General features: G+C 35.7%; 21 protein-coding genes. 14 read left to right on the top strand and 7 right to left on the bottom strand.

The features are described 5' to 3' along the window. Positions 1-142: 142 nt before the first annotated feature. The gene (locus ACQKP0_RS04910; RefSeq protein WP_427404697.1) at positions 143-1810 is read right to left on the bottom strand and encodes a ribulokinase; all 1668 of its coding nucleotides are present in this window, start codon (positions 1808-1810) and stop codon (positions 143-145) included. Between the two features lie 507 nt (positions 1811-2317). On the opposite strand from ACQKP0_RS04910, the gene ACQKP0_RS04905 reads away from it, so the two are divergent. From ACQKP0_RS04905 to ACQKP0_RS04890, 4 genes are all read left to right on the top strand, one after another. Continuing rightward, positions 2318-3577, top strand: coding sequence for an MFS transporter (locus ACQKP0_RS04905; protein ID WP_427404696.1), 1260 nt, complete (start codon positions 2318-2320; stop codon positions 3575-3577). 180 nt (positions 3578-3757) lie between these two features. Next, the gene (locus tag ACQKP0_RS04900; protein ID WP_427404695.1) at positions 3758-4855 is read left to right on the top strand and encodes an alcohol dehydrogenase catalytic domain-containing protein; all 1098 of its coding nucleotides are present in this window, start codon (positions 3758-3760) and stop codon (positions 4853-4855) included. Between the two features lie 587 nt (positions 4856-5442). Next, complete coding sequence (locus tag ACQKP0_RS04895) at positions 5443-6204, top strand: DeoR/GlpR family DNA-binding transcription regulator (protein ID WP_427404694.1); 762 nt, start codon at positions 5443-5445, stop codon at positions 6202-6204. Between the two features lie 247 nt (positions 6205-6451). Next, on the top strand, positions 6452-7351 hold the full coding sequence (locus ACQKP0_RS04890) for a proline iminopeptidase-family hydrolase (RefSeq protein WP_427404693.1): 900 nt from the start codon (positions 6452-6454) through the stop codon (positions 7349-7351). 71 nt (positions 7352-7422) lie between these two features. Here the strand turns inward: ACQKP0_RS04890 and ACQKP0_RS04885 are convergent, their stop codons facing one another. The 4 genes from ACQKP0_RS04885 to ACQKP0_RS04870 form a co-directional block, all read right to left on the bottom strand. Continuing rightward, positions 7423-7956 (bottom strand): DUF3841 domain-containing protein, encoded by a 534-nt coding sequence (locus tag ACQKP0_RS04885; RefSeq protein ID WP_427404692.1) that lies wholly within the window; start codon positions 7954-7956, stop codon positions 7423-7425. Between the two features lie 55 nt (positions 7957-8011). Continuing rightward, positions 8012-8158: a hypothetical protein gene (locus ACQKP0_RS04880; RefSeq protein WP_427404691.1), complete on the bottom strand. Its 147-nt coding sequence runs from the start codon at positions 8156-8158 to the stop codon at positions 8012-8014. Positions 8159-8228: 70 nt separating this feature from the next. Continuing rightward, positions 8229-8954 carry a potassium channel family protein gene (locus ACQKP0_RS04875; RefSeq protein ID WP_427404690.1) on the bottom strand — a complete coding sequence of 242 codons (726 nt, stop codon included), beginning with the start codon at positions 8952-8954 and terminating at the stop codon, positions 8229-8231. An 86-nt stretch (positions 8955-9040) separates the two neighbouring features. Then, positions 9041-10198 carry a VanZ family protein gene (locus ACQKP0_RS04870; protein ID WP_427404689.1) on the bottom strand — a complete coding sequence of 386 codons (1158 nt, stop codon included), beginning with the start codon at positions 10196-10198 and terminating at the stop codon, positions 9041-9043. 361 nt (positions 10199-10559) lie between these two features. On the opposite strand from ACQKP0_RS04870, the gene ACQKP0_RS04865 reads away from it, so the two are divergent. The 6 genes from ACQKP0_RS04865 to ACQKP0_RS04840 all read left to right on the top strand — a co-directional run bounded on the left by ACQKP0_RS04865 (position 10560) and on the right by ACQKP0_RS04840 (position 17097). Next, positions 10560-11402 carry a MurR/RpiR family transcriptional regulator gene (locus ACQKP0_RS04865; protein ID WP_427404688.1) on the top strand — a complete coding sequence of 281 codons (843 nt, stop codon included), beginning with the start codon at positions 10560-10562 and terminating at the stop codon, positions 11400-11402. 17 nt (positions 11403-11419) lie between these two features. Continuing rightward, positions 11420-12562 (top strand): M20 peptidase aminoacylase family protein, encoded by a 1143-nt coding sequence (locus tag ACQKP0_RS04860; protein ID WP_427404687.1) that lies wholly within the window; start codon positions 11420-11422, stop codon positions 12560-12562. Then, positions 12559-13386, top strand: coding sequence for a GNAT family N-acetyltransferase (locus ACQKP0_RS04855; protein ID WP_427404686.1), 828 nt, complete (start codon positions 12559-12561; stop codon positions 13384-13386). The genes ACQKP0_RS04860 and ACQKP0_RS04855 overlap by 4 nt, the downstream gene beginning before the upstream one ends. 14 nt (positions 13387-13400) lie before the next feature. Next, positions 13401-14507 (top strand): o-succinylbenzoate synthase, encoded by a 1107-nt coding sequence (gene menC, locus ACQKP0_RS04850; RefSeq protein WP_427404685.1) that lies wholly within the window; start codon positions 13401-13403, stop codon positions 14505-14507. Positions 14508-14598: 91 nt separating this feature from the next. Continuing rightward, a complete protein-coding gene (locus ACQKP0_RS04845; protein WP_427404684.1) occupies positions 14599-15675 on the top strand; it encodes a YkvI family membrane protein in 1077 nt (358 codons plus the stop codon). A 276-nt stretch (positions 15676-15951) separates the two neighbouring features. Further along, positions 15952-17097, top strand: a complete 1146-nt coding sequence (locus tag ACQKP0_RS04840) for a cation:proton antiporter (protein ID WP_427404731.1) — start codon at positions 15952-15954, stop codon at positions 17095-17097. 301 nt (positions 17098-17398) lie between these two features. Here the strand turns inward: ACQKP0_RS04840 and ACQKP0_RS04835 are convergent, their stop codons facing one another. Beyond that, positions 17399-18415 carry an alpha/beta hydrolase family protein gene (locus tag ACQKP0_RS04835; protein WP_427404683.1) on the bottom strand — a complete coding sequence of 339 codons (1017 nt, stop codon included), beginning with the start codon at positions 18413-18415 and terminating at the stop codon, positions 17399-17401. A 735-nt stretch (positions 18416-19150) separates the two neighbouring features. On the opposite strand from ACQKP0_RS04835, the gene ACQKP0_RS04830 reads away from it, so the two are divergent. Beyond that, a complete protein-coding gene (locus tag ACQKP0_RS04830) occupies positions 19151-19783 on the top strand; it encodes a TetR family transcriptional regulator (protein ID WP_427404682.1) in 633 nt (210 codons plus the stop codon). Between the two features lie 6 nt (positions 19784-19789). Then, positions 19790-20335 (top strand): GNAT family N-acetyltransferase, encoded by a 546-nt coding sequence (locus ACQKP0_RS04825; protein WP_427404681.1) that lies wholly within the window; start codon positions 19790-19792, stop codon positions 20333-20335. 96 nt (positions 20336-20431) lie between these two features. Here the strand turns inward: ACQKP0_RS04825 and ACQKP0_RS04820 are convergent, their stop codons facing one another. After that, entirely contained in the window at positions 20432-21736 is a 1305-nt protein-coding gene (locus tag ACQKP0_RS04820; RefSeq protein ID WP_427404680.1) for a uracil-xanthine permease family protein, read from the bottom strand. Positions 21737-22017: 281 nt separating this feature from the next. Here ACQKP0_RS04820 and ACQKP0_RS04815 point away from each other — a divergent pair, with 281 nt between their 5' ends. Further along, complete coding sequence (locus ACQKP0_RS04815; RefSeq protein ID WP_427404679.1) at positions 22018-22992, top strand: Rieske 2Fe-2S domain-containing protein; 975 nt, start codon at positions 22018-22020, stop codon at positions 22990-22992. A gap of 416 nt (positions 22993-23408) precedes the next feature. Beyond that, complete coding sequence (locus tag ACQKP0_RS04810; protein WP_427404678.1) at positions 23409-24170, top strand: transposase; 762 nt, start codon at positions 23409-23411, stop codon at positions 24168-24170. Positions 24171-24227 lie beyond the last annotated feature (57 nt).

Here is a 24227-nt window from a genome sequence, read left to right as displayed (position 1 = left end):
TAGGCATGAAGAATATTTCCTCTCGCCTCTTTATTGATTGGTATATATTAAGAGGGACGAGAGAACCGTCCCACTGATTTTGGGACAATGGACCTGACCCCCTGTCCCATCATAAGCAAGGGAACTAGGTCCCCTTGCTTATTTATGATTGATTGCGGAGTTGCTTTAATGTTTTCATTATTTTTGCATGCTGTAAACCAAAATAGTTGTGTAATTCTTTATAATAATTAAAGATTGTTTCATAAGTAGATACGTTCTCAGGATTAGGATAGTATGTTTTTTCAATAGGTTGGGCCATTTGTTTTATCGCTTCTTCTATTTCGTCATATCCATTTTTTTCTTTTCCAGCAGCAACTGCACCTAATATAGCAGCACCAATGGCTGGAGCATAGTCAGAATGAGAAACTTTAATTGGAATGTTTAAAATGTCAGCATAGATTTGCATTAAAAGGTTATTGCGCTGTGGTAATCCCCCACAAGCAATAATTTCATTAATCTTCATTCCCCATTCTTGATACGTATTAATAATAATTTTTGCTCCGAAAGCAGTGCTTTCTATATAAGCGCGATATATTTCTTCTGGTTTTGTTTGGAGTGTGAGACCAATTAGTAGACCGGATAAATCAGCATCTGACAAAATTGAGCGATTGCCATTATGCCAATCTAATGCAATTAATCCATGTTCCCCTGGAATAAGTTTACTAGCTTTTTCTTCTAATAGATCGAAGATAGATAGATTTAATTTCTCGGCATCATCATAATATTCCTTAGGTACATGTTTTTTTACATATGTGCCAAATAAATCTCCCACTGCAGATTGACCTGCTTCATACGCATACATTCCTGGGAGGATGCTATCTTTTACCGTTCCTGAAATACCCGGAATCTCCTTCAATTCGGAATTCAGCATCATGTGACAAGTAGATGTTCCCATCACCATAAGTAGTTTTTCAGGTTCGTGGATTCCAGTACCAATGACAGCTGAATGAGCGTCAATAATACCAGTTGCAACTGGTAATCCAGATGGTAATGAGAGTTTTTCTGCCCATTGATTTGAAAGATAGCCTGCACAAGTACCAACGTTTTTTACTTCTCCATGGAGTTTAGAAAGAAGAGTAGAACCGAATTCTATATCAAGTTCTTTAAAAAAGTCCTCTGGAAATTGATCTTCTTCGTTCCAAAAAGCTTTGAATCCTAACGAACAATTATTTCTAATTAAGTTTGAAGTTAGAATAGAAACAATCCAATCTGATGCTTCTAAAAAATAAGCAGCAAAATTATAAATGTCACGATCATTATCAAATACTTCGAGTATCTTTGGAATTGCCCATTCTTCAGAAATGTTATAGCCTAATCTGCGTAACCATTTTTCTTTACGCTTAGTTGCCAATTTGTAAATTTTTTCTGTTTGAGATTTAGTATTATGGTGTTTCCAGAGTTTTACCCAAGAGTGATGCGAGTTTTGAAATTTTTCAAGAAAACATAGAGGTGTTAATTTTTCATCTACAGGCAGTATTGTAGATGAAGTGAAGTCAACACCTAATCCAATAATTTGTTCTGGCAGTATACCTGCTTCAGCAATGGCATTAGGTATACCTATTTCTAATACTTCAAGATAATCCTTTGGGTGCTGAAGAGCACTTCCTTTAGGAATTAATTTTTTATTATTAGGTAATGAATCTGTTATAACCCCGTGTCTATAAGGAATAACATGCTTTCCTTTAATTTCTCCTGTATTTACATCTACAACAAGAACTCTACCAGACTCAGATCCATAATCGATTCCTATTGAATACTTCAAAGTTGTCATTATAGTTACACTCCTCGTGAAAACCTTTACATCATTAAGGTAAATTTTATCAGAAACAAACAATAATGTGCAATATTTTTATATAAATTACAGAAATGAACAAAAAATAAATAAAAATTTGTTGACTTCCACTCGTTTAATCAGTAAATTTTTATTAAATGAGCAAAAATGAGTAGAAAATAATATAAAACGAATAGAGGTGAACAAAAAAATAGCATAGTACTCTACTTGTTGCAAAATATATTAATATAGTATTGGTAAGTATAGGAGATATTTTCTTAGTTTTCTGAATGTTGTAGTTTATTGAAGATTGCTTTTTGAAATTAGTTATATACGTTCTAGTAACATAAAGATAATAACTCAAATGGATAATCATTTGCATAGGTTTCGATTTTTTTACAAAGTGAAATATTTTTATGTATTTTAGAAAGCGTTATCAAATTAATAGTTTTATAAGAAATCTGATAGTGAAAAAATCCTTACATAGGTAAAAGTGGGGGAAAACAAATGGGAAAAAATAATATTTTTAATAAAATAGGCCTTCCTAGTAATTTAATTTGGGGCTATTTAGGTGTTTTGATTTTCATGATGGGAGATGGACTTGAAATAGCATGGTTAAGTCCTTGGCTGATCGATCAAGGATTTACCATACAACAAAACTCTCTTTTATTTGCAGTTTACGGAGTAACAATTGCGCTTTCATCATGGTTTTCAGGTGTATTAGTTGAAGCGTTAGGTCCGAAGAGAACAATGACGCTTGGAGTTATTGTATATATTTTAGGTACCTCAGGTTTTATTGGTTTAGGTGTAGCAGCGAATTTAAATTATGGAATGATGTTACTCTTTTATTGTATTAGAGGATTGGGTTATCCATTATTCGCTTATTCTTTCTTAGTTTGGATTGCATATCGTGCACCACAGGATAAGCTTGGATCTGCAGTAGGGTGGTTTTGGTTTGTATTTACAGGAGGATTAAATGTTCTAGGTGCATACTATTCTACTTGGGCAATTAAACATTTAGGACATATTAATACATTATGGAGTTCAATTGTTTGGGTATTACTTGGTGCCATTTTTGCTTTAGTTTTCAATCGTGACAAACTAGAAAAAAGTAACAAAGCAAATACTGAAAGTAAATCAAAAGAGCTCTTGAAAGGCTTTACAATTGTTAAGAAAGAGCCAAAGGTTTTGCTGGGTGGAATTGTTCGTACAATCAACACAACTGCTCAATTTGCTTTTCCTGTGTTCCTTCCAACATATCTTGCAGATTACGGAATTCCAACAACAACTTGGCTTGGAATTTGGGGAACGATTTTTATCGCTAATATATTATTCAATCTTCTATTTGGAGTTATAGGTGACAAAGTAGGCTGGCAAAATACTATTATGTGGTTTGGTGGGGTCGGTTGTGGTATCACTACTCTAGCATTATACTACTCCCCTCAATGGTTTGCAGGAAATATTTGGGCTGTCGGCGCTGTTGGTGTTTTGTGGGGAGCCCTTTTAGCTGGCTATGTTCCTCTTTCTGCACTTGTTCCATCCTTAGTTAAAGAGGATAAGGGAGCAGCCATGGCAATTTTAAACTTGGGAGCAGGCTTACCTGTCTTCATTGGCCCTGCTATTGTAGGTTTGTTAATAGGTTCTATAGGTGCACAAGGAGTTGTGTGGGTGCTTGCAATTCTATACTTTATTAGTACTCTTTTAACAAAATTTATTACTGTTCCAGTAGAAGAAAAGAAAGAAGCGCAGTTTGCAAAAATCGTCTAACAGAAAACATTAAGTTCATTTTTGTTTAATTATTACTCGTTTTTGTTCGAATCAAACTTGACTTTTTTATATTTACGTATTTATCATATAAATAAACATTTAATTAATGAAAATGAACACAAATAAACTTTTTGGTTAAGGCAATGAACAACAAATGTTAACTGTTAGGAGAGGAAAAACATGCAACAAACACAAACCGTTGTACAATCGCGTACATTTAGACTTTTAACACCTGGTCAAGTAGAAGAAGTTACTATTGAACGTAACGTTAGAGAAGGAGAGGTAGTAGTAGAACCAATCATGGCAAGTATTTGTCACGCAGATTTGCGTTATTATACAGGACAAAGAAATCCTGAAGCACTTGCCAAAAAACTACCTATGGCTCTTCTTCATGAAGGAATTGGAAAGGTTGTTGAAAGTAGATCAAATGAAGTAAAGGTAGGACAGCGAGTTGTGATTGTTCCTAATATACCGGGTACCTTGCTTGGTGAAGGAGAGACTGAAGAATGTTCTTCTACATGTGATAAAGAATTTGTGGATAATTATAGCGAAAAAAATAAATTTTTAGGCAGTGGTTACGATGGAATTGCCCAGAATCGTTTAGTATTACCTGCAGACTGTGCAATTCCTATTCCGGATCATATACCTAATGAAATAGCAGTTCTTTCAGAGCTATGTACTGTTTCTTTCAATGCACTTCGACGTGTAAAGGATAAATTAGAGTCACCAAATACTAAAGTTGCTTTATTTGGAGATGGTCCTGTAGGTTATTTAACAGCATCGATGATTCATCATATTTACGGTCTTGATGCATCTAGATTAAAAGTATTTGGAGCTATTCCAGAAAAGCTTGCTCATTTTACATTTGCATCTTGTGCTTTAGTACAGGATTATGATTTTAAATCAGGTGAAAAAGTAGATATTGTTGTAGAGTGTACCGGAGGAAGATTTAGTGAGAGTGCAGTTAATCAAGGAATCGATCTTCTATCTCGCGGCGGCTCTCTTATACTAATGGGAGTAACTGAAGAAAGAGTACCAATTAATACAAGAGATGTTTTAGAAAAAGGTCTTACATTGTTTGGAAGCAGCCGTAGTTCTTGTCCAGACTATCATGCGGTTCTATCAGCAATGGAAGATGTTGAATATCAACAAACATTACTTGCTATTCTTCCTTCAGAGTATGTGTCTGTGAAAAATGCTAATGATTTTAAAAAAGCAATGGATTCTGCCGCAGAGCATAGAAGCTGGCAGAAAGTAATTTTAGATTTCAAGTGGTAATAAACTACTGATAAATAAAGACAGTCTATCTTCATTGATGGTGAAGGTGGACTGTTTTTTTAAAGGCTCTTTTCGTAAACTTTGTTGCGTTTAGACCTATAAATAGACTATAGAAATAAATTCCTAATAAATATTAATGAATAAAATTTACAAAAAGATTCTCCGATCACTATATTTATACGGTTATATTTTATATTCGAAAAACAACAGGTTAAAATCGGCAACGATTTTACAAAGTAAATATCGAGTAGGATTTTAACAATCTATGTGAAAAAACGCCATTTTTTAAAGATATGAAAGTACATCATTTCTACCATATCTAGGCTCCAATGCCTAGCCCCCAACCTTCCAACAATGAAGACAAAAGGCAGATTACCTTGTTTGAAGAACAGTTTTTTTCAAGGCTAATCCAGGCACACTAAGCTTTTCCTAACTAGAATAATGAGTTTAATTTAGTAAGAAAACATCCCGAAGCTTGACAAGTATTCTAAATTAAACATAATCTTAAAATAAGATAAACATAAATAAACATTAAGATGATAAAAATATAAAGATTTGTGTATTTATTATAAAAGGAGGGGGCTTATATGTTAGCTGCTGAACGGAAATTAAAGATTATTGAATATGTAAAAAAGAATAATGTTGCATCAGTATCACAGCTTTCTCAAGAGTTTAATGTTCATGAAGCAACTATAAGAAGAGATTTATCAGAAATAGAGAAAGAAGGTAGATTAAGAAGGACTCATGGAGGTGTTGTTTTAGGGGAAGGAATTAATTCAGAACCTTCTTTTACCATCCGTGCATCAGAACGAGTGGAGGAAAAAGAAAGAATTGGTAAGTTAGCTGCTGAAATGATTCATGAAGGGGAACATATCATACTAGATTCTGGGACAACAACCTTTCAAATTGCAAAACATTTAGTGAATAGATCGAATATTACCGTTGTTACAAATGATATAAATATAGCTGCAGAACTTAGAGATTCTAAAGGAATTAAAGTAATTGTTACAGGCGGAATTCTCTATCCCGAAAGCTTCATGTTAAATGGTATTTTTACGAATGAAGTGTTAAAAACACTACATGTACATAAGGCTTTTATTGGAACACCAGCTGTTCATCCAAAATTTGGTCTTACTCATTTTGATGAACAGCTTGTCGCTGCAAAAGTGGGAATGATCCATGCAGCAGAAGAAACTATAGTAGTTACAGATCATACTAAAATAGGAGGCGTCTCACTTCATACAGTCTCTCCTGTGACAAATATACAAAAGCTTATTACTGGAAAAGAAGTTTCAGAACTACAGGTTCAGCAATTTGAAGAGGCAGGAATCAAAATAATCACCGCATAGGAGGGACAAGGAACCTTTCGGAGAGGTTCTTTGTCCCATTCTTTCATTCATAGCCCATTTTGTATAACTTAGTATTGGAATTTTATTTATTTGGGTTTGGTAAAATCATATTAGTTTGAGTATAAAGGTACAAAATGCTTTATGAAGAAATTTCTGAAGGATTTTTCATTCTTTCTCCTATATACCTCTTTTAAAATTGATAGATTTCCAGATGTTTTTATATTGTATCAGGCCCCTATGTATTAAAATGAATGGAAAGAAGATTTTTGGAAAGGATGCGAAGAAAATGATAGAAGGCTATATACCAGTTACAGGCGGAAAAATATACTACAAAAAAGTAGGAGAGGGCAAGAAAGCTCCTATTATTCTACTTCACGGTGGACCTGGCGGGACACATGTTTCGATGATGAATCTTGAAAGATTATCAGATGAAAGAACGGTCATTTTCTATGATCAGCTCGGTTCAGGGCGATCAGATCGACCAACAGACAAATCGTTATGGCATGTTGATCGATTTGTCGAAGAATTAGGTCAAATTCGTGAAGCACTTGAATTAGATCAATTTCATATTTTAGGTCATTCATGGGGAACAATGCTTGCTGCTAGCTATTTGTTAACAAAGCCTGAAGGGGTAAAAAGTGTCATTTTCTCCAGCCCTTGTTTAAGCGCTCCACAATGGGCAAGGGATCAAGAGGAGCATCGGAAAGAGCTTCCACAGGATATTCAAGATATTCTTGCGACATGTGAGAATGAGGGAAAAACAAATTCAGAAGAATACAAAGAGGCAATGAAGGTGTTTTATAAACGATTTGTTAATCGTATGGATAAGAAGCCTGAGGAGTTAAATTCGGAATTTGCGAAAGGCAATGAGGTTGTCTATGAAACGATGTGGGGACCATCTGAGTTTTATACGACTGGTAATTTAAAAATGTTTGATGTGATGAAACGACTACATGAGATCCAGCTTCCGGCCCTATTTACCTGTGGTAGGTATGATGAAGCGGCACCTAAAACCGTTGAGAGCCATAGCAGGCTTATACAAGGAGCAGAATTCCATGTGTTTGAAAATAGTGCCCACCAAGGATTTTTAGAAGAACCAGAGGAATATGTCCGTGTAATAAGAGAATTTTTGACAAGGGTGGAGTAATGGGACGCTCAGTCCCATATCCCTTTTGTTGTTAGAGAAAAATGTTAAAAAAATTGATATAAAATCCTTCATTATTTAGCTATAAATCTGGTAACTTTCTTAACTTGTTCCATAGTAATTCTTGGGGTTACTCTCTGTATCCACTCTTCATCAAAATGACCATTCCACTCTTTGTCAGCATTCCGAAAATAATCGAAATTAAATATTTTTTCCCATGAATCAATTACTGGAAAACTCGATTCATCTTTTAGATAATCATCCCATTCAGCTTCACTATCTGTAATCGGGCAATTATTCAACACAAAATGCCATGAATCAAAATCAGACCATACTATTTGATTATCTTGAATTTCCAGCGTTAAAATAACACCACGAGTACCTGGGCTAAGTAATGACCTTTCATTTCTATTAACCCTTCTTCTCCAAACCCATATTGGATAACTTTTTCCTACTATATAATTAGAAATTCTTTTTTCCATTTGTTTCTTCATCCAGTTATAAGGTTCTTTGAATTCCTTCCACAAATATTTCTCCGATCCTTCAAGGTATCCGAGTTCACGCATTTGTTTGTATGCTTCTATATGTTGTACTGTATATACAATCAATGAAAAATTCTCCTTAATATTGCAGTTGAATAAGAGGTGTGTTTAAAATCCCCTTTTAATCTAAATGTTTTATTAAACGAAAAATTAACCTAGGAATAAAAGATAAGACACTCCAAATGACTTCGAATATAATTGAATCACGAATTTCTGTCATTATTTCTTTGAAAATTCCTTTTTTCCTTTCCTTTTGTGCTTTTTTCATTTTTACACATCCCACTATTTTTCATTGTTTATGAAGATAGATATCTATTTTTTTACAGTAAAATAATGATTTAACCTGCTTCTTTTTCCTTTTTTTCCATTAGCTTTAAATTCTCTTGTATTATTCGATATTCTGCTGGGTTAATATCAGGATACTGTTCTATCTTTTCCATAATATATCTTAATTCTAATGGCAAGGAAGTATCTTTATTTTCTTTACTAGTCAAAAATGCTGCAACTGTACCTGTGATTGTTCCGATTAAAGTAATTCCAGTAAACATTAGAAATCCGGCAATAATCCTTCCGGCAGATGTCACTGGATAATAATCTCCATACCCGACAGTTGTCATTGTTACCACTGACCACCATAATGCTTCTCCATATGTATGTATGGATGGCTCTAACCATTTCATCGATAAGGAAGCCGAAAACATCAATACTATTAAAATAATAAGAAGTTTATCTATATTATACTTGTCGAGTAATTGTTTAAATAGCGAATTTTTTCTTTCAAAGATGGCTATCAGTCTTAGTGTTCTTACTAATCTAACGATGCGAATAGTTCTAAAGATCTGATCAAGTGGAATAAGAGCAATCAGGTCTAAAGGATTGCTCTTTATGTGTTTCCACTTATCCTTTGCTAAAATAACTCTTACAACATAATCAACCATAAAAATGGACCATATAAACCAATCTAATACCCGACTTTGATTCGCTGGTAAATTAATAACTAATGAAATAATTACTAAACTTACAAGTAAAACCTCATAAATAATACCAAAACTCAACTTTTTCACTTTCCAAACCTCAATCAATGTTTTTATCTATATTTTACCATAATGGGACAAGGTGTCCCTGGGACGCGGGGGCGGGTCCAATGTCCCTATTTGGGGTGACGGGACGCGGGGTCAGGTCCAGTGTCCCTAACTGTCTGTATTTGACCGTATCGGTTAAAATAAGGCACCTTGTCTTTTTTTATCCATCTGATTAAGACATGGAAGATAATAATTAACCATAACAGTCCAGAAAGGAAAGCTATTCCAATGATAAAAAGGTTAACTAGAAGATCATTACTCATATACTTAGAAAATATTCTTGATAATGCTGAGAACAAGAAAGGCACATAGACAATAATGTAACGCCGGCTGAAACTCCCCAACCAGTTTCCCTTTTCCGGAATTAATTTCATACGTACAATTTTAGAACCGAGCGTATGACCTTTCCAGATGACAGGGATCACTACCATGAGTATAAAGAAAATAATTGCAAACAAAATCTCTTCAGCGATTATTCCTGGTCTTTTAAGCAATCCTAGAATAAAATTTGTTATCACATTTGTAATAATAATATTTAAAATTATTTCAATCAGCTGAGCACCAAAGGTTGCTTTTTTTTGATTGCTAATGGAGCGGCTCTGCTCATTAAGAGTTTCCCTAGATGGGATTAGCGCCAAAAAGATTGGAGCAAATAGAAAACCAAGGACAGTACCTGCAGTATTAGTTATTAAATCATCTACATCAAAAACTCGGTAAGGACACTTAAAAGTGCCAAATAGAGCTGTTAGCTGAGTTGTCTCAAAAAATAGTGATACCCCGAATCCAATAAGAGCAGAATATATCCACTTTACTTTCTTCTTAAAAAAGTACCTTAAATAAACACCTAAAGGAAATAAAAGTAAAACATTGAAAAACATTTGAAAGAAAGGACGGGCTTTTAACAAATCGATATAACTAGAAGGCACATTCCAATTGAAGCTCGTCTCACGCTTAATATCCTGAATGAATTGAAACGGCCGAAGTTGAGTAAAAGTTGCACCCGGATCAATTGAAACACAATTATTTCGAACACTAGGTATCGGGAAAATCACTAAAAAGTAGGCACTTAATCCATAAAAGATAAAGCTTAAAATAAGTAATGTTTTCCAAAAACTAAAATACCCGTATTTGCGATATTGATAAATTGTCCATGGCAAAGTTAATAAAAACGCTATAAAAAAACAAACCAAAAGTGCAATAAAAATAGGTATTGCATAAACTTGCATTTCATTCTTCCTTTCTAAGAATATCCAAGGGAATATCTGATTCTTCCATATTAAATAGTTCTCTACAAATAATTATATAATATCCACCTTACACTAATTTAAGCTCAACCTTACAGGAACCTTAAATGGGACGCGAGGTCCCATGTCCCTTTTTGGAGTGGGACGCAAGGTCAGATCGATCCTATGTCCTTTTTTTGGATAAACAAAATGGGACGATGGACCCGACCCCATGTCCCTTTCGAAAAAAATTATTGAATAATACTCAATATTGTGTTAATTTAATATCAAATAATATATGAAGTTTAAACTTCATTTTATAAGCAAATGAAATAGAAACTTCATTTTTATAAAGGTGGAAATTATGAATTTAAGAGAGGAAATAGAAAATAAATATAATCAACTGTCAAAGGGGCAACAGAAAGTCGCTAAATATTTAGTAGAAAACCCTCGAGATTTTGCAGTTAAATCGGCGAGTGAAATTGGTGGCCATGTTGGAGTGAGTGAAACAACTGTGATTCGTTTTTGCTACTCAATTCAATTAACAGGGTTTTCCGAGCTTCAAAAGATGGTTCGTGAACAGCTTCTAAATACGAAAAGCAGTCTTGGACAATATTTTTCCGACAAACTTGAACTAGCTGAACATCCTTATTTTTTTGCAAAGGTTATGGAACAGGATTGCAGGCACATTCATGAAACCATCCAAAACATCAATGAGAAAGATTTTGACAAAGCAGTAGACCAATTAGTGAAAACAGAAACAATCTATGTTTCTGGATTACGAACCTCCTTTTCTGCCGCTAGCTGGCTGGCCTTTACACTTCGTCTTGCTAGGGGAAATGTTCATCTTTTTCGTCCGGATACTGATGATCTGTTATTAACCATAAGTGAAATGAATGAAAAATCAACGCTGATCGCGATTTCTTTCCATCGTTATTTAAAGGAAACAATTAAAACTGCTCAATTGGCAAAGGAACAAGGGGCGTTTGTTATTGGCATCACAGATTCTCCTGTCGCTCCGATAAGGGAGTATGCAGATATTCTTTTTCAAATTTGTTCATCTGGAAATTCGACCATCGATTCCGCTCCGGTCCTGTTTTCCTTTTTGAATGCAATGGTTGCCGGTGTTTCGATTAACGATCAGAAGCAATTTGAAGAGCGCAAGGAACGATATGAAAAGCTTGATGGAGACTATTTCTTTATATAGGAAGGGGGATGAAAAAAGTGAAGGACTACATACAACAACTTAAATCGACGATTGATTCAGTGTTTGAACATTTACATTATCATCCGGAAATAAGTTGGATGGAATACAAAACAACGGAGTATATTTACCGCTTTTTAGAAGATAGAGGATTTTCTGCAGATACGTTTCCCGATTGTCCGGGCCTTGTCACAGAGATAGGCTCTGGGGATTTTTGTGTGGCTTTACGAACAGATATGGATGCACTTTGGCAGGAGGTTGACGGTCAATTTCAGGCGAATCATTCGTGCGGCCATGATGCACATATGGCAATGGCTCTAGGAACAATGTTGGTCTTGCAGGAGATGAACATTCCTTCTTTCGGAAAGCTTAAATTCATTTTTCAACCTGCAGAAGAAAAGGGAACAGGTGCATTAAAAATGGTTGAAAAAAACGTATTAGACGATGTTGATTTTTTGTACGGTGTTCATCTTCGACCTATTCAGGAGTTAGAAGATGGTCAAGCCGTCCCTGCTATTTACCACGGGTCAGCTAAATTTTTATCAGGTGAAATCATCGGTGAGGATGCCCATGGAGCAAGACCGAACCTTGGACAAAATGCCATTGAAATAGGGGCTTCGATAATAAATGAAATGAAAAGCATTTATTTAGATCCAATGGTTCCTTACTCGGCAAAAATGACAAAGTTTCATGCTGGAAGCGAGTCTGGAAACATCATTCCAGGAAAAGCCTCATTCAGTATTGATTTACGAGCACAAACAAATTCAATCATGAATAAATTAACCGAAAAAATAGAGGCCATCATGAATAGCATCGCAAAACTTTACGGGGTAGATATTATGTTAGAAACGAAGGCTTTTGTCGCGGCAGCTGAAGTAAATAATGTAGCTAAGCGTTTAATGAAAAAAGCTATTGTCGAGTCATTAGGAGAAGAGCAGCTAAAAGAGCCGATTGTCACATCGGGTGGGGAGGACTTTCATTTTTATACGCTGAAAAATCCGAATGTGAAAGCCACGATGTTAGGATTAGGATGTGATTTGAAGCCTGGACTTCATCATCCGAACATGACCTTTAATCGAAATGCTATATACGCTGGAATTGAAATTCTTGCAAAAACGATATTGAATACTTTCGATGCATATGAAAAGGGAGAGTTAGCATGAGTTCGGAAATTGAAATAAGAGTCTTGAAAACAAATACTGAACTTAAAATGGTTCAAGAGCTTGAAAAGGAAATATGGAAGATGGATCCGCTTCCTCTCCATCAAACAATCACAGCTTCCCAAAATGGCGGTTTTTTGTTAGGTGCTTTTTTACATGAAGAAATGGTTGGGTTTAGTTACAGCTTTGCTGGTTTTAGCAAAGGTCAAAGCTATTTGTGCTCACATATGCTCGGCATCCACCCTCGTCATCAAGTAAAAGGGATCGGTGCTAGACTAAAACAAGCACAAATGGAAATCGCACAAGAAATGGGCTATGAGTTAATCACTTGGACATATGATCCACTTGAAACTCGAAATGCCAATTTAAATTTAAACAAATTACATGCGATTAGCTCGACATATGTAGAAAATTGCTACGGGGAAATGGAAGACAGTTTAAACCAAGGACTCCCTTCTGACCGTTTAAAAGTTGAATGGTGGATCAACAGTCCTCATGTCTCAGAACATTTTGACCTGGATCAATACGAGGCTCAATTTTTATTTCAATGCGAATTAACTGAAGACCATTTACCGATATTGATGGATCCTGTCGATGGTTTCGAAAACAACATTGACTATAATAAACCTGTATTTGTTCCAGTCCCTACAAATTTTCAACAACTGAAAAGTACGAATCCAGAACTTGCGATTGATTGGCGTCACAAAACGAGAACAATTTTCCAAACATTATTTAATAAAAGCTATACGGTTGTTTCACTGATTAAAAGCGAAAACGAACCTATTTACTATTACATATTTGTTCGGAAAGATATTTTAAAAATATAAGGTGGGGTAGAAAAATGATAGTTAAAGAGGTTACATTAAGGCATCTTAAAATGAAAATGAAGTTTCCGTTTACGACAAGTTTCGGAACGTTTCAGGATAAAGAGTTTCTTTTACTTGAAGCAAAAGATGAAAATGGGATCAGCGGATGGGGTGAATCTGTTGCATTTCATTCTCCGTGGTACAATGAGGAAACATTAAAAACGAATTGGCATATGTTAGAGGATTTTGTGATCCCAAGTATATTGAATAAAGAGATTCATCACCCTGATGAAGTGGTCGATATTCTTTCATACATACGGAAGAACAATATGGCAAAATCCACGATGGAAGGTGCTGTATGGGACATATTTGCTAAACAACAAGGTATTCCTCTTGCTTATGCTCTAGGCGGGGAAAAAAAGCAAATAGAAGTCGGAATAAGTATTGGTATTCAGGAAACGGTTCAAGAACTTCTACAAATAATTGATAGATATGTAAATGAAGGGTATAAAAGAATGAAAGTGAAAATTAAGCCTGGATGGGATGTTGAGGTTATGCGGGAAGTTCGAAGGCATTTTCCAAATGTACCATTAATGGCAGATGCGAATTCTGCCTATCGCTTAAATGATATTGAACGGTTAAAGGCGCTTGATGAGTTTGATTTGATGATGATTGAACAACCGTTAGCTTCGGATGATATAGTTGATCACGCAACGCTGCAAAAAGAGATTTTAACTCCAGTTTGCCTTGACGAAAGCATCCATTCTTATGAAGATGCAAGGAAAGCAATTGAACTCGGAAGCTGTAAAATTATTAATATAAAAATTGGTCGTGTCGGGGGATTAACAGAATCAAAACGAATTCACGATCTTTGCCAGAAACATGACATTCCAGTTTGGTGTGGAGGTATGCTTGAATCAGGAATTGGAAGAGCTCATAATATTGCCTTAACCACGTTATCTAACTTTGTCATGCCTGGTGATACGGCGGGTTCTTCACGTTATTGGGATCAAGATATTATTGAGCCAGAGGTCGTTGTAGAAGATGGGCTGATTACTGTTCCTGACAAACCAGGAATTGGTTTTGAACCAAATCAAGAACGCATTCAACAATTTACTGTCTATAAAAAATCGTATTCGTAAAAGATTAAAAGAGGATAAAGGGGGTATTGGCTTTCCTTATCTTTCTTTTTAAATAAAATTATCTAAAAATTCAAACTAATAGGAGACCATTATGAAAAAAAGTATTCAAATTGCTGGTGCATATATTGGTGTGCTTGTCGGGGCAGGATTTGCCTCCGGACAGGAGATTTTGCAATTCTTCACAAGCTTTGGATGGATGGGGATGATCGGTACGATCGTCGCGACGATACTTTTTGCGTTTTTAGGAATGAATTTAACTCAACTTGGAAGTCGTTTGCAAACAAGTTCACATAAAGAGGTTATTTATCATATTTGCGGACGATACCTCGGGATCGTCATTGATGTCATTATCACGTTTTTCTTATTTGGAGTAACGGTTGTCATGATGGCAGGAGCCGGCTCAATCTTTGAGCAGCAATTCGGAATCCCAGGCATCGTAGGAAATATCTTGATGAGTCTGTTAACCATTTTGACCGTTTGCCTTAATATCCAAAAAGTTATTTCGCTGATTGGATTGGTTACACCGTTTTTACTTGCCCTTGTCATCATCATTGCAGGTTATTCTTTTATGACGATGGATCTGAGCTTTTCGGAACTTCTACAGATAGCCAATCATCAAAACGCGGCTGCTTCAAATTGGGGATTAGGGGCATTGTTATATGTTTCTTATAACATTGCCGCAGGTGCATCTATGCTTACCGTCATGGGAGGAACAGTTAAAGATGAAAAAACGGCTGGACTAGGAGGAACTCTCGGCGGCATCGGCTTGGGAATTCTAATTTTATGTATTAATCTTGGAATGCTTACTCATTTAAACACCATCAAAGACAAAGAAATGCCAATGCTCTATTTAGCCAATGAAATTTCACCCTTATTTTCCATATTCATGTCGATCGTATTATTAGGGATGATTTATAACACGGCTGTAGGTATGCTCTATGCTTTCACAGCAAGAATTGTAAAGAGAGAAGTTCCAAAATTCAAACTATTTGTCGTCCTTTTTGGAATCGCAGCATTCGGCGCTAGCTTCATCGGATTCATTAAATTAGTTGGTACAGTTTACCCTTTAGTAGGTTATCTTGGATTTACCCTTATGGCCGCGATTATCGTTCACTGGATTAGAACGAAACGAAAAGTGAAACGTGTGGATCATTCATTTCATCAGTAATTGGGACATGGGGACAGGTCCCATGTCCCGCTCGCTTTTTAGCTCAATTTATGTTATACTTAAAATAATTAAATACGAAGCAAATTGGAGGAGCCTGTCACCAAGGGATAACTATGTCCCTTGGTGACAGGCTTTTTTTGTCTTTGTATAAGGGCCATGTTGTTGAGAAGAATAAAATCTTAGAGCACTCGTTTTAGCTAGTATACTCTACAAGTTTTCTTCTCAACAATAATCATTAATATAGCCTATTCAAACTAGAAAGGTGGAGTTTAGATGATATTAATTCTTCAACTAGCTATTATTTTAATTGCCTCTAAAGTAGCTGGAAGTCTGAGTGTAAGGTTGAAGCAGCCTTCTGTACTTGGGAAACTTTTAATTGGAATCGTACTAGGTCCTTCTGTCTTAGGATTAATCAATGAGACAGATACACTGGAAGCATTTAGCCAGATTGGTGTCATCCTGTTGATGTTTATCGCAGGATTGGAAACAGATATTGATGAATTCAAACGAACAGGTAAAGCATCAACTTATGTAGGGTTTGGCGGAATTATTGTACCGCTTGTATTGGGTTATTTTGCTGGTATCATATTAAATCTTTCAACATTAGAAGCTTGGTTTTTAGGACTATTGCTATCGGCGACAAGTGTTAGTATTTCAGTTCAAGCACTTAAGGAAATGAATCAGCTAAAAACTCGTGAAGGAACGACTATTTTAGGGGCTGCTGTCATTGATGATGTGGTAGTAATTATTGCGTTAGCATTCTTAATGAGTTTTGCCGGAGGAGATGTTCATTTAACTACTCTTATATTAAAGAAAGTACTATTCTTTGCAGGCGCCATTCTTGTTGCTTGGAAAGTGGTTCCATGGTTCTTAAATAGATTCTCCATATTAAAGGTAACAGAAACGGTCGTATCATCTGCATTAATTATCTGTTTTGTTTTTGCTTATTTAGCTGAATATACTGGAGTAGCTGCCATTATCGGTGCGTATATCGCTGGTGTTGCAGTTAGTGTAACGAAATTTAAGCATGAGGTTTTTCAAAAGGTTGAAACGATCGGCTATTCTATTTTCGTTCCAGTATTTTTTACTTCTATCGGAATCACTGCACAGTTTTCTGGAATTACAAAACATTTAGGTCTCATCATATTTTTAAGTATTTTGGCCATTCTTACAAAATTAGTTGGGGCATCAGTTGGTGCAAAGCTAGCTGGATTTGGTTGGAACAGTTCATTAGGAATTGGAGCTGCTATGGTTTCTCGCGGTGAAGTTGCCTTAATCATGGCTACAATTGGTTTGGAAGCTAAATTACTAGATCAAGATTTATATGCAGCGATTATTGTTGTCGTTCTAGTTACCACAATAGTGACCCCTCCAATGATGAAGTGGCTGTTTAAATCAAAAATGCAAGAATCTAAGTCATAATTGATAAAGGAGAGTGGGTGCAGGTATCCACTCTCCTTTATTTAAGGAAAGAAATTTTTGTAGGTGAAAAAACTTATTTGTGCGATTCGACCGGGTTTTCGTGCAGTTCAGGTTAAGGTTCATGCAGTTCGGATCCTAATTCATGCGGTTTCGACGAAAATTCGTGCGGTTAGAACACGAAATTGTTTTGTATATATATCTAGGAATTGGAGCATCTTATTAGTTGTGCACTAAATTGTGTTTTTTTATGAAGAACATACCATATTTTTACCGAAATTTATTTAATTAACTTGCGATAATTTTAGACTTGCTCAAGAAAAGTCACTATTCCATCCATCAAGCCTTCAGCCAACGGAAGATCAGGATTTGAATAGGTTGCAATATTTTCTTCCTTATTTTCTGGTGCCTCTTTTAAAATATGGTTCATTTTATCAATAATCAATAATTGAGATTCTTTCTTTGTAGCATGCAGTGCTTGTGCATCTGTGACTTGAACTTGAAGATCATGATCCCCATTGATAATTAAAATAGGGCAATTAAGCTTTTTCAATTGCTCAGTTGGATCATATTTTAACCAAGAAATCATATATGGTTGAACAGATGGGCGAAAAATGCTTTGGAGCTCTGGACTGACTGTTTGTACTTGGTTGCCTTGTTTTAGTTTTTCAAGAATATCTTTTGCTTCTGCCAATAAATTCGCTGGAAGCTGTGTACTAAGCTGCTCAAGTAGTACTTGGTCAATAGGTCTGCCAGCTCCTGCAATTGAAATAAATGTGTCGACTTCTTCTTTTGCAGAAGCAGCCATTCCAATTAATGATCCTTCACTATGACCGATGATCCCTACTTTTAAAAAGCGGTCATCTTTTTTAGCAAATTGAATCCATGCAGCCGCATCATCAATATATTGTTCAAATTGAAGGTTTTCTTCTTTATCAAGAAAACGACTATTGTTGCCGATGCCACGTTTATCATAACGAATACTTGCTATTCCATGAGCAGCTAAATTTTCTGCTAGCATTTTCAAGCTATTATTTTTTCCCGGAAGTAAAGGGGAATTTCCATCTCTATCAGTTGGTCCTGAACCAGCAATTAAAATCATAACCGGAAATGGTCCTTTTGTATGAGGAGTTTCTAACACTCCATACATTGGACCTTCTTTCAATTTTATCTGAACTGTATTTTCATCCTTCTCTTTTTTGTTCTCCCGCCCTTTCTTTAGCTCAAAAGGGAAGGATTGCCCATTTTGTGTGAATGTACCCGAAATATTTTCTTGCTCAGCTCTTCCTTCAAATGTAATCTGTTGTCCTTGGATCTTCATATCAAAAAATAGATAGGAATTAGTTAACTTCACACTTGATAAAGAATAATCATTCACACCTTGTACCGGAATACTAATGGTTCCTCCATCTTTTTTTTAATGAATCATAAACGGAAGGGGCTGATTTGGAATATTGATAGATCCTTCCCATTTTCCTTCAATTTTCTCCATTTCCATTGTGATCACTCCTTGTTTTTTCTCTTGAAAGCTACAACACCAATGAAAATAACAACAAATAGGAATGATTATAGAATTCCTGTTCATTGATTTATGTACTTCTATATTCTATTTAAACATATGTGGTGAAAAAATATTGATATAGAAAAATAATTATTATTCTAGATAAAACGACTATCTTATATAGATATTTCTCTAATAAAAGTTAGCCGTATTAAACTAATTAATTCTCTATACTTCTTTTACGTTGCAGCAAATTTATTGTTTCATTTTTATTTTTAATGAAGGATTGGTTAACGTGACCCGATTTTCAGAAATGGCCTGATAGAAACAAGAAAATCATCCTTGAACGAGGAGACAAGTACTTCTTTATCTTAATTTATGAAAAATTTTTTTCATGAAAACGATAATACATCCCATTTCTAGAACTAGTTATGTTGTATAACACTTTCTTTTAGAGGAATTCTATCTTGTTGACAACGACATTAATGTCGTTTATTATTATGAATAATAAACGACATTAATGTCTATTTTATAATAAAAATGGAGGTGATGATTTTGTCGCCAAGAGTAAGTGAGGAGTATAAAAGGAAAAAGAAAAGTGAGTTGTTGCAAGCAGCGAGACGTGTGTTTATTGAAAAAGGATATACACATGTGACTATGCAAGATGTTATGGATGAAGCTAACGTGTCTAGAGGTGGGCTTTATGCTTATTTTAATCATATCGATCATCTTTTTATGGAAGTTCTCCAGCTTGATGATCAGGACGATATCCTATTTTTTGAGCCCTCTTCAGAGCATCCATTATGGACTCAGTTAACTAACTGGCTCAGGTTACAACAACAGAATATAGATGGTATTCATCACTCACTTGTTCGAGCGAAGGCAGAATTTTTTCTAACATCTAAATTTACCTATGATAAAGAAAACTTCCCCTATATTACAGAACGTTATGAAAACCTGAAGAATGCTATCCAAAATTTTATCCAAAAAGGAATAGATCAGGAGGAATTTTTCCCACTTTTATCACCAGAAGCCATTGCCCTTTATTTTATTTCTTTCTTTGATGGGTTAATGCTAGACACATTTCAGTTGGGGGCTGAAAAAACCAAAGTGAAGACTCAACTTATAGCTTTTGAACATTCCTTGGAAGCAATGCTTTTTTCGAAGGAAAAAATAATGAAGGAGTGATTATTGATGATGTTTGAATCACCTAAAATTATGATGAGAAAAATGAGATCAGACGATACCGAAATTTATCATGTCTGGAGAAATGACATGGAGGTTATGCATTCAAGCAATCCCTTTTTAGATACGTATGATATTGAAGAAACGAAAGATTTTGTTAATCACATAATACTTGGTTCGAGTTCCTCAAAGAGTTACATCATTATGGACAAGGAGTCAGATACACCAATCGGTATTACCTCATTAATAAATATCGATTATAAAAACCGCCAAGCAGAATGTATTATTGATATTGGAGAAAAAAGCTATTGGGGAAAAGGGATTGGAACGGAAGCCCTGACATTGCTTCTTAACTATGCTTTTCTTGAAATGAATTTACATCGAGTTTCATTACGAGTCTTTTCCTTCAACGATAAAGCAATTAATCTTTATAAAAGGTTAGGTTTCAAACATGAAGGAACATCCCGACAAAGCTTGTACAGAAATGGAGCTTGGCATGACATCATTCACATGGGAATCCTTCAAGATGAATGGAACGCGGGGTCTGGTTCTTAAGGGACATTGGACCAGACCCCGCGTCCCACACCACCTAGAAGGGACAGAGGACCAGACCCTCTGTCCCGCCAGCAAAGGACCAGACCGACTGTCCCGTTATTCTTTATCCGCAGGAATTATGAGGTTCAAGATTAGTGCTGCTAGGGCACCGATGGTCATGCTTGATGATAGGATGTAGTTTACCCATTCAGGTGTGTTGTTAAGGACTTCTTTTGGTAATACGGTTACGGCGATGGTTAAGAGAATTGGAATTCCGATAATCATCATGTTTCGATCATTAATATAGATTGGCTGAATGACTTTCATTCCGTTTGTGACAATGGCTACACAAACGATTCCAAATATCCCGTTAATAACGGGCTCAGGAATACAAGTAATCGCCGCTGAAAGTTTAGGTACAAGCCCTAAAAAGATTAATATTCCTCCACCAGCCATGATCGCCATCCTGCTTGCCACTCCTGTAACCGCAAGCAAACCAGCATTTGATGAATAACCTGTCATTGGCGTACTGCCAAAAAGTGATCCTACAAGACAACCGAGACCTTCACCGAAAGCCGCACGATTTAAGCGCTTTTCATCCAATTCTTTACCAGTTACAGTTGACACCACAAACCAAGTTCCTGTTGTTTCGATTAAAATAATAAAATAAACAAAGCCAATAGAAAGAATAGCACCTATATTAAATACTGGTTTTCCGAATGGGAACAAGCTAGGTAATGAAAACCAAGCAGCATCTCTAACTGGTGAAAAATCAACAGCACCGAAGAAACTTGCGAAAATGGTTCCTACCAAAATCGCCACGATAACAGAAACTAGGCGGAAAAAGGTTCCTACTCCATGCATTTTTCGACCGAGCAGCATACAAAGAACGAGGACACCAGCTGAAATCGCTGCAATAAGAATATTCGTCCCAATATCTCCTTTGGCATGATAAATATTATTCATTCCAACAGGCATTAAAGAAATTCCGACAATAATGATTACTGTTCCCCCGACAATAGGTGGAATAACCTTTCTTACTGCTTTTGCAAACCATTTTAATGGATATCCAAGTAGTGAAATAAGAATAGCACCGGGTATTAAACTTCCGGCAATTGCCCCCAAACCAAGTTTTCCACCGATCGCTGCAATCGCACCAATTGGTACATAGGAAGGACCTTGTACGACAGGCAGCTTAATTCCAAAACCAGTCTGAATCAATGTAGCAAGTCCAGTGGCAAGAAAGCACATTTGGATAAAAAATGATGTGTTTTCGGTGCTTAAGGAAAGAAGCCCAGCAATAATAATAGGTGCAATGTATAAATCCATTGCCAATACATGCTGCATCCCAAGAAGCAGTGCTTTTCCAAAACTAATCTTATCATCTACCCCAACAATTATATTATTATTATGACTTTTCAAAACCGACTCCTCCTAGTTCGTATTTCGGTTATCAATAATAGGATTATAAATAAAAAAAATGAAAATGTACATAAAATACGAATATTTTTTTGTTTAATAATATTTTCATTCGTGTTTTAGGTTGACCTTTTTATTGGGGATGCATAAAATAAAGTTAAGTTATCGCGTTTTTAAAGAAATTTTCATTAAATTTAGAGACGTGTTTTTTCTATCTTTTCAAATTGGGCGTAAAAATATTGCTTTTAAATGCATTAAAAAGAGTCCTAAGGAGGAAATAGTAGATGCTAGATGATAAAGTATTGAAGGAAGATTGGCTTGTAGCTTGCAGATCAACAGATGTAAAAGAAAAACCTATTCAAGTTATGTTAATGGGGGAAAGAATCGCTATTTTTAGAAATAGCAAAGGGATTCATGCTTTTAAAGATCTTTGTATCCATAGAGGAGCTGCACTTTCACTTGGTGAAGTGAAAAATGATTGTCTTGTTTGTCCATATCATGCATGGGAATACAATTCGAATGGAGAATGCGTGCATATTCCTCAATTGCCAAAAGGACGTCCGGTTCCTAGAAAGGCGAAAGCAATAAAATATTCCTGTATCGAAAAATATGGTTTTATTTGGGTGAATCTTGCTGGTAATGAACCAGAGCTTTTTCCATATCCGGAAATGGAGGCAGCAGGGTATCGGAATGTTATTTGGGGACCGCAAGAAGTGAATGCTAAGCCGCCTAGAATTATTGAAAACTTTCTCGATGTTGGCCACTTGGCGGTTGTTCATAGTGGTTATTTAGGAACAGATAGTCATCGGGAAGTGGCTAATTATAATGTTCATTGGGAGGAAGATCGGATTTATTCGGATGAAATTGCCATTTATCAGCCAGATCCAGACGGTTCAGGAAAACCGAAGTATGTATATTATACGTACGAGATCTTACGTCCGTTTACCGTTCGTTTTACAAAGAAAGACAAGGAAACAAATCAATTATTGACGATATTATTAACCATCCGACCTGTTGATGAAAACAAATCCATTGCCTATGGAATTTTATCCTTCAGCTATGATCCTGGTATTTCAGATGAAGAAATTATTGCATTCCAAGACCATATCTTTGCCCAGGACAAGCCGGTAGTAGAGAACCAAAAACCAGAAGAACTTCCACTTGATCTTCAAATCGAACTATCATTAGTCTGCGACCGCGTAAGCATCGCCTACCGTCAATACCTAAAAAAACTAGGCGTCCAACTCGGAACAGCATAGGGATGAAGGGTCCGTTTCTGTGGGACGAGTGGCCTGGTCCCGTGTCCCGGTTGGGACACAGGGTCAGGTCCATCGTCCCGCTTAAGTTTTTTTATAATGCAGAAGGAAATTTTGTTTACGTATCGAATAATAATTAAGGAAATCCTCTTAGAGTTCCCCTCTTCTCACAGTTCCTTCTAATCATTTAAAGAGTAAAATCCCTAGTTCGAAAATCCCAATGTAACTTTAGAATTTTTTCAAGAACCTGTATTTCAAAATTATAATGTAGGAAGTTTTGAAATCAAGAAGTTCTCCAATTTACTTCGTTTTGTTCGAAAATTTACTTTCCCCTTAACCTTTTTAAAAACTATCACATTATTATTTTTTGATGTCAAGTGAAAGACCCCCAACTTAATTTTTCCCTCGAGGTGATTCAGATGCCAAGATTACCAAGAAAGAAAAGTCATAACGGAATTTATCACATTATGCTGCGCGGAATTAATAAACAAACTATTTTTGAAGATGATGAAGATAAGCTAAGGATGTTAGAAACGATAAAAAAATATAAAGCTGTAAGTAAATTCAAAATTTATTGCTACTGTTTCATGGATAATCATGTGCACTTATTAATAAAGGAAACAGAGGAGCCGGTTTCGAAAGCTATCAATCGGATTAGTGTAAGTTATGTATATTGGTATAATAATAAATATGAACGTTGTGGACATTTATTTCAAAATCGATTCAGAAGTGAAAATGTAGAGACTCAAGGCTCTTTTTTAAGGGTTCTGAGATATATACACCAAAACCCGGTAAAAGCGGGTTTATCTAAACATGTATTTGAATGTAAATGGACTAGTATTCATGAATATACCGGGACTGCTGATTTAGTAGATGTTGATGAAGGACTCGGCATGTTTTCTCCTGACAGAGGGCAAGCAATCAAAATGTTTACCGAATATATGTTGATGTCAAATAATGATCAGTGTTTGGATGATAAAATAAAAGTAAGAATGTCTGATAACGAAGTTCGGGTTTACCTAGATAAAATGGGAATTGTAAATAAAAGTACTTTGCAGCAATTGGATAAGGACAAAAGAAATGCAGTTATTTTGCAGTTAAAAGAGTTGAGAGGAGTGTCAATTAGACAATTAGCAAGGATAACAGGCATTTCAAAAAGTGTGATTGATCGAGTTCGGTAAAAGGGGCAGGTATTTCTTTTGGAAAATTGGAGAGTAATTTGAAAAAAGGATAACAGT

Origin of the sequence: Heyndrickxia sp. NPDC080065, assembly GCF_050281185.1 — a bacterium.
GTDB lineage: Bacteria > Bacillota > Bacilli > Bacillales > Bacillaceae_C > Heyndrickxia.
This window is presented reverse-complemented; position numbering and strand designations above follow the sequence as displayed.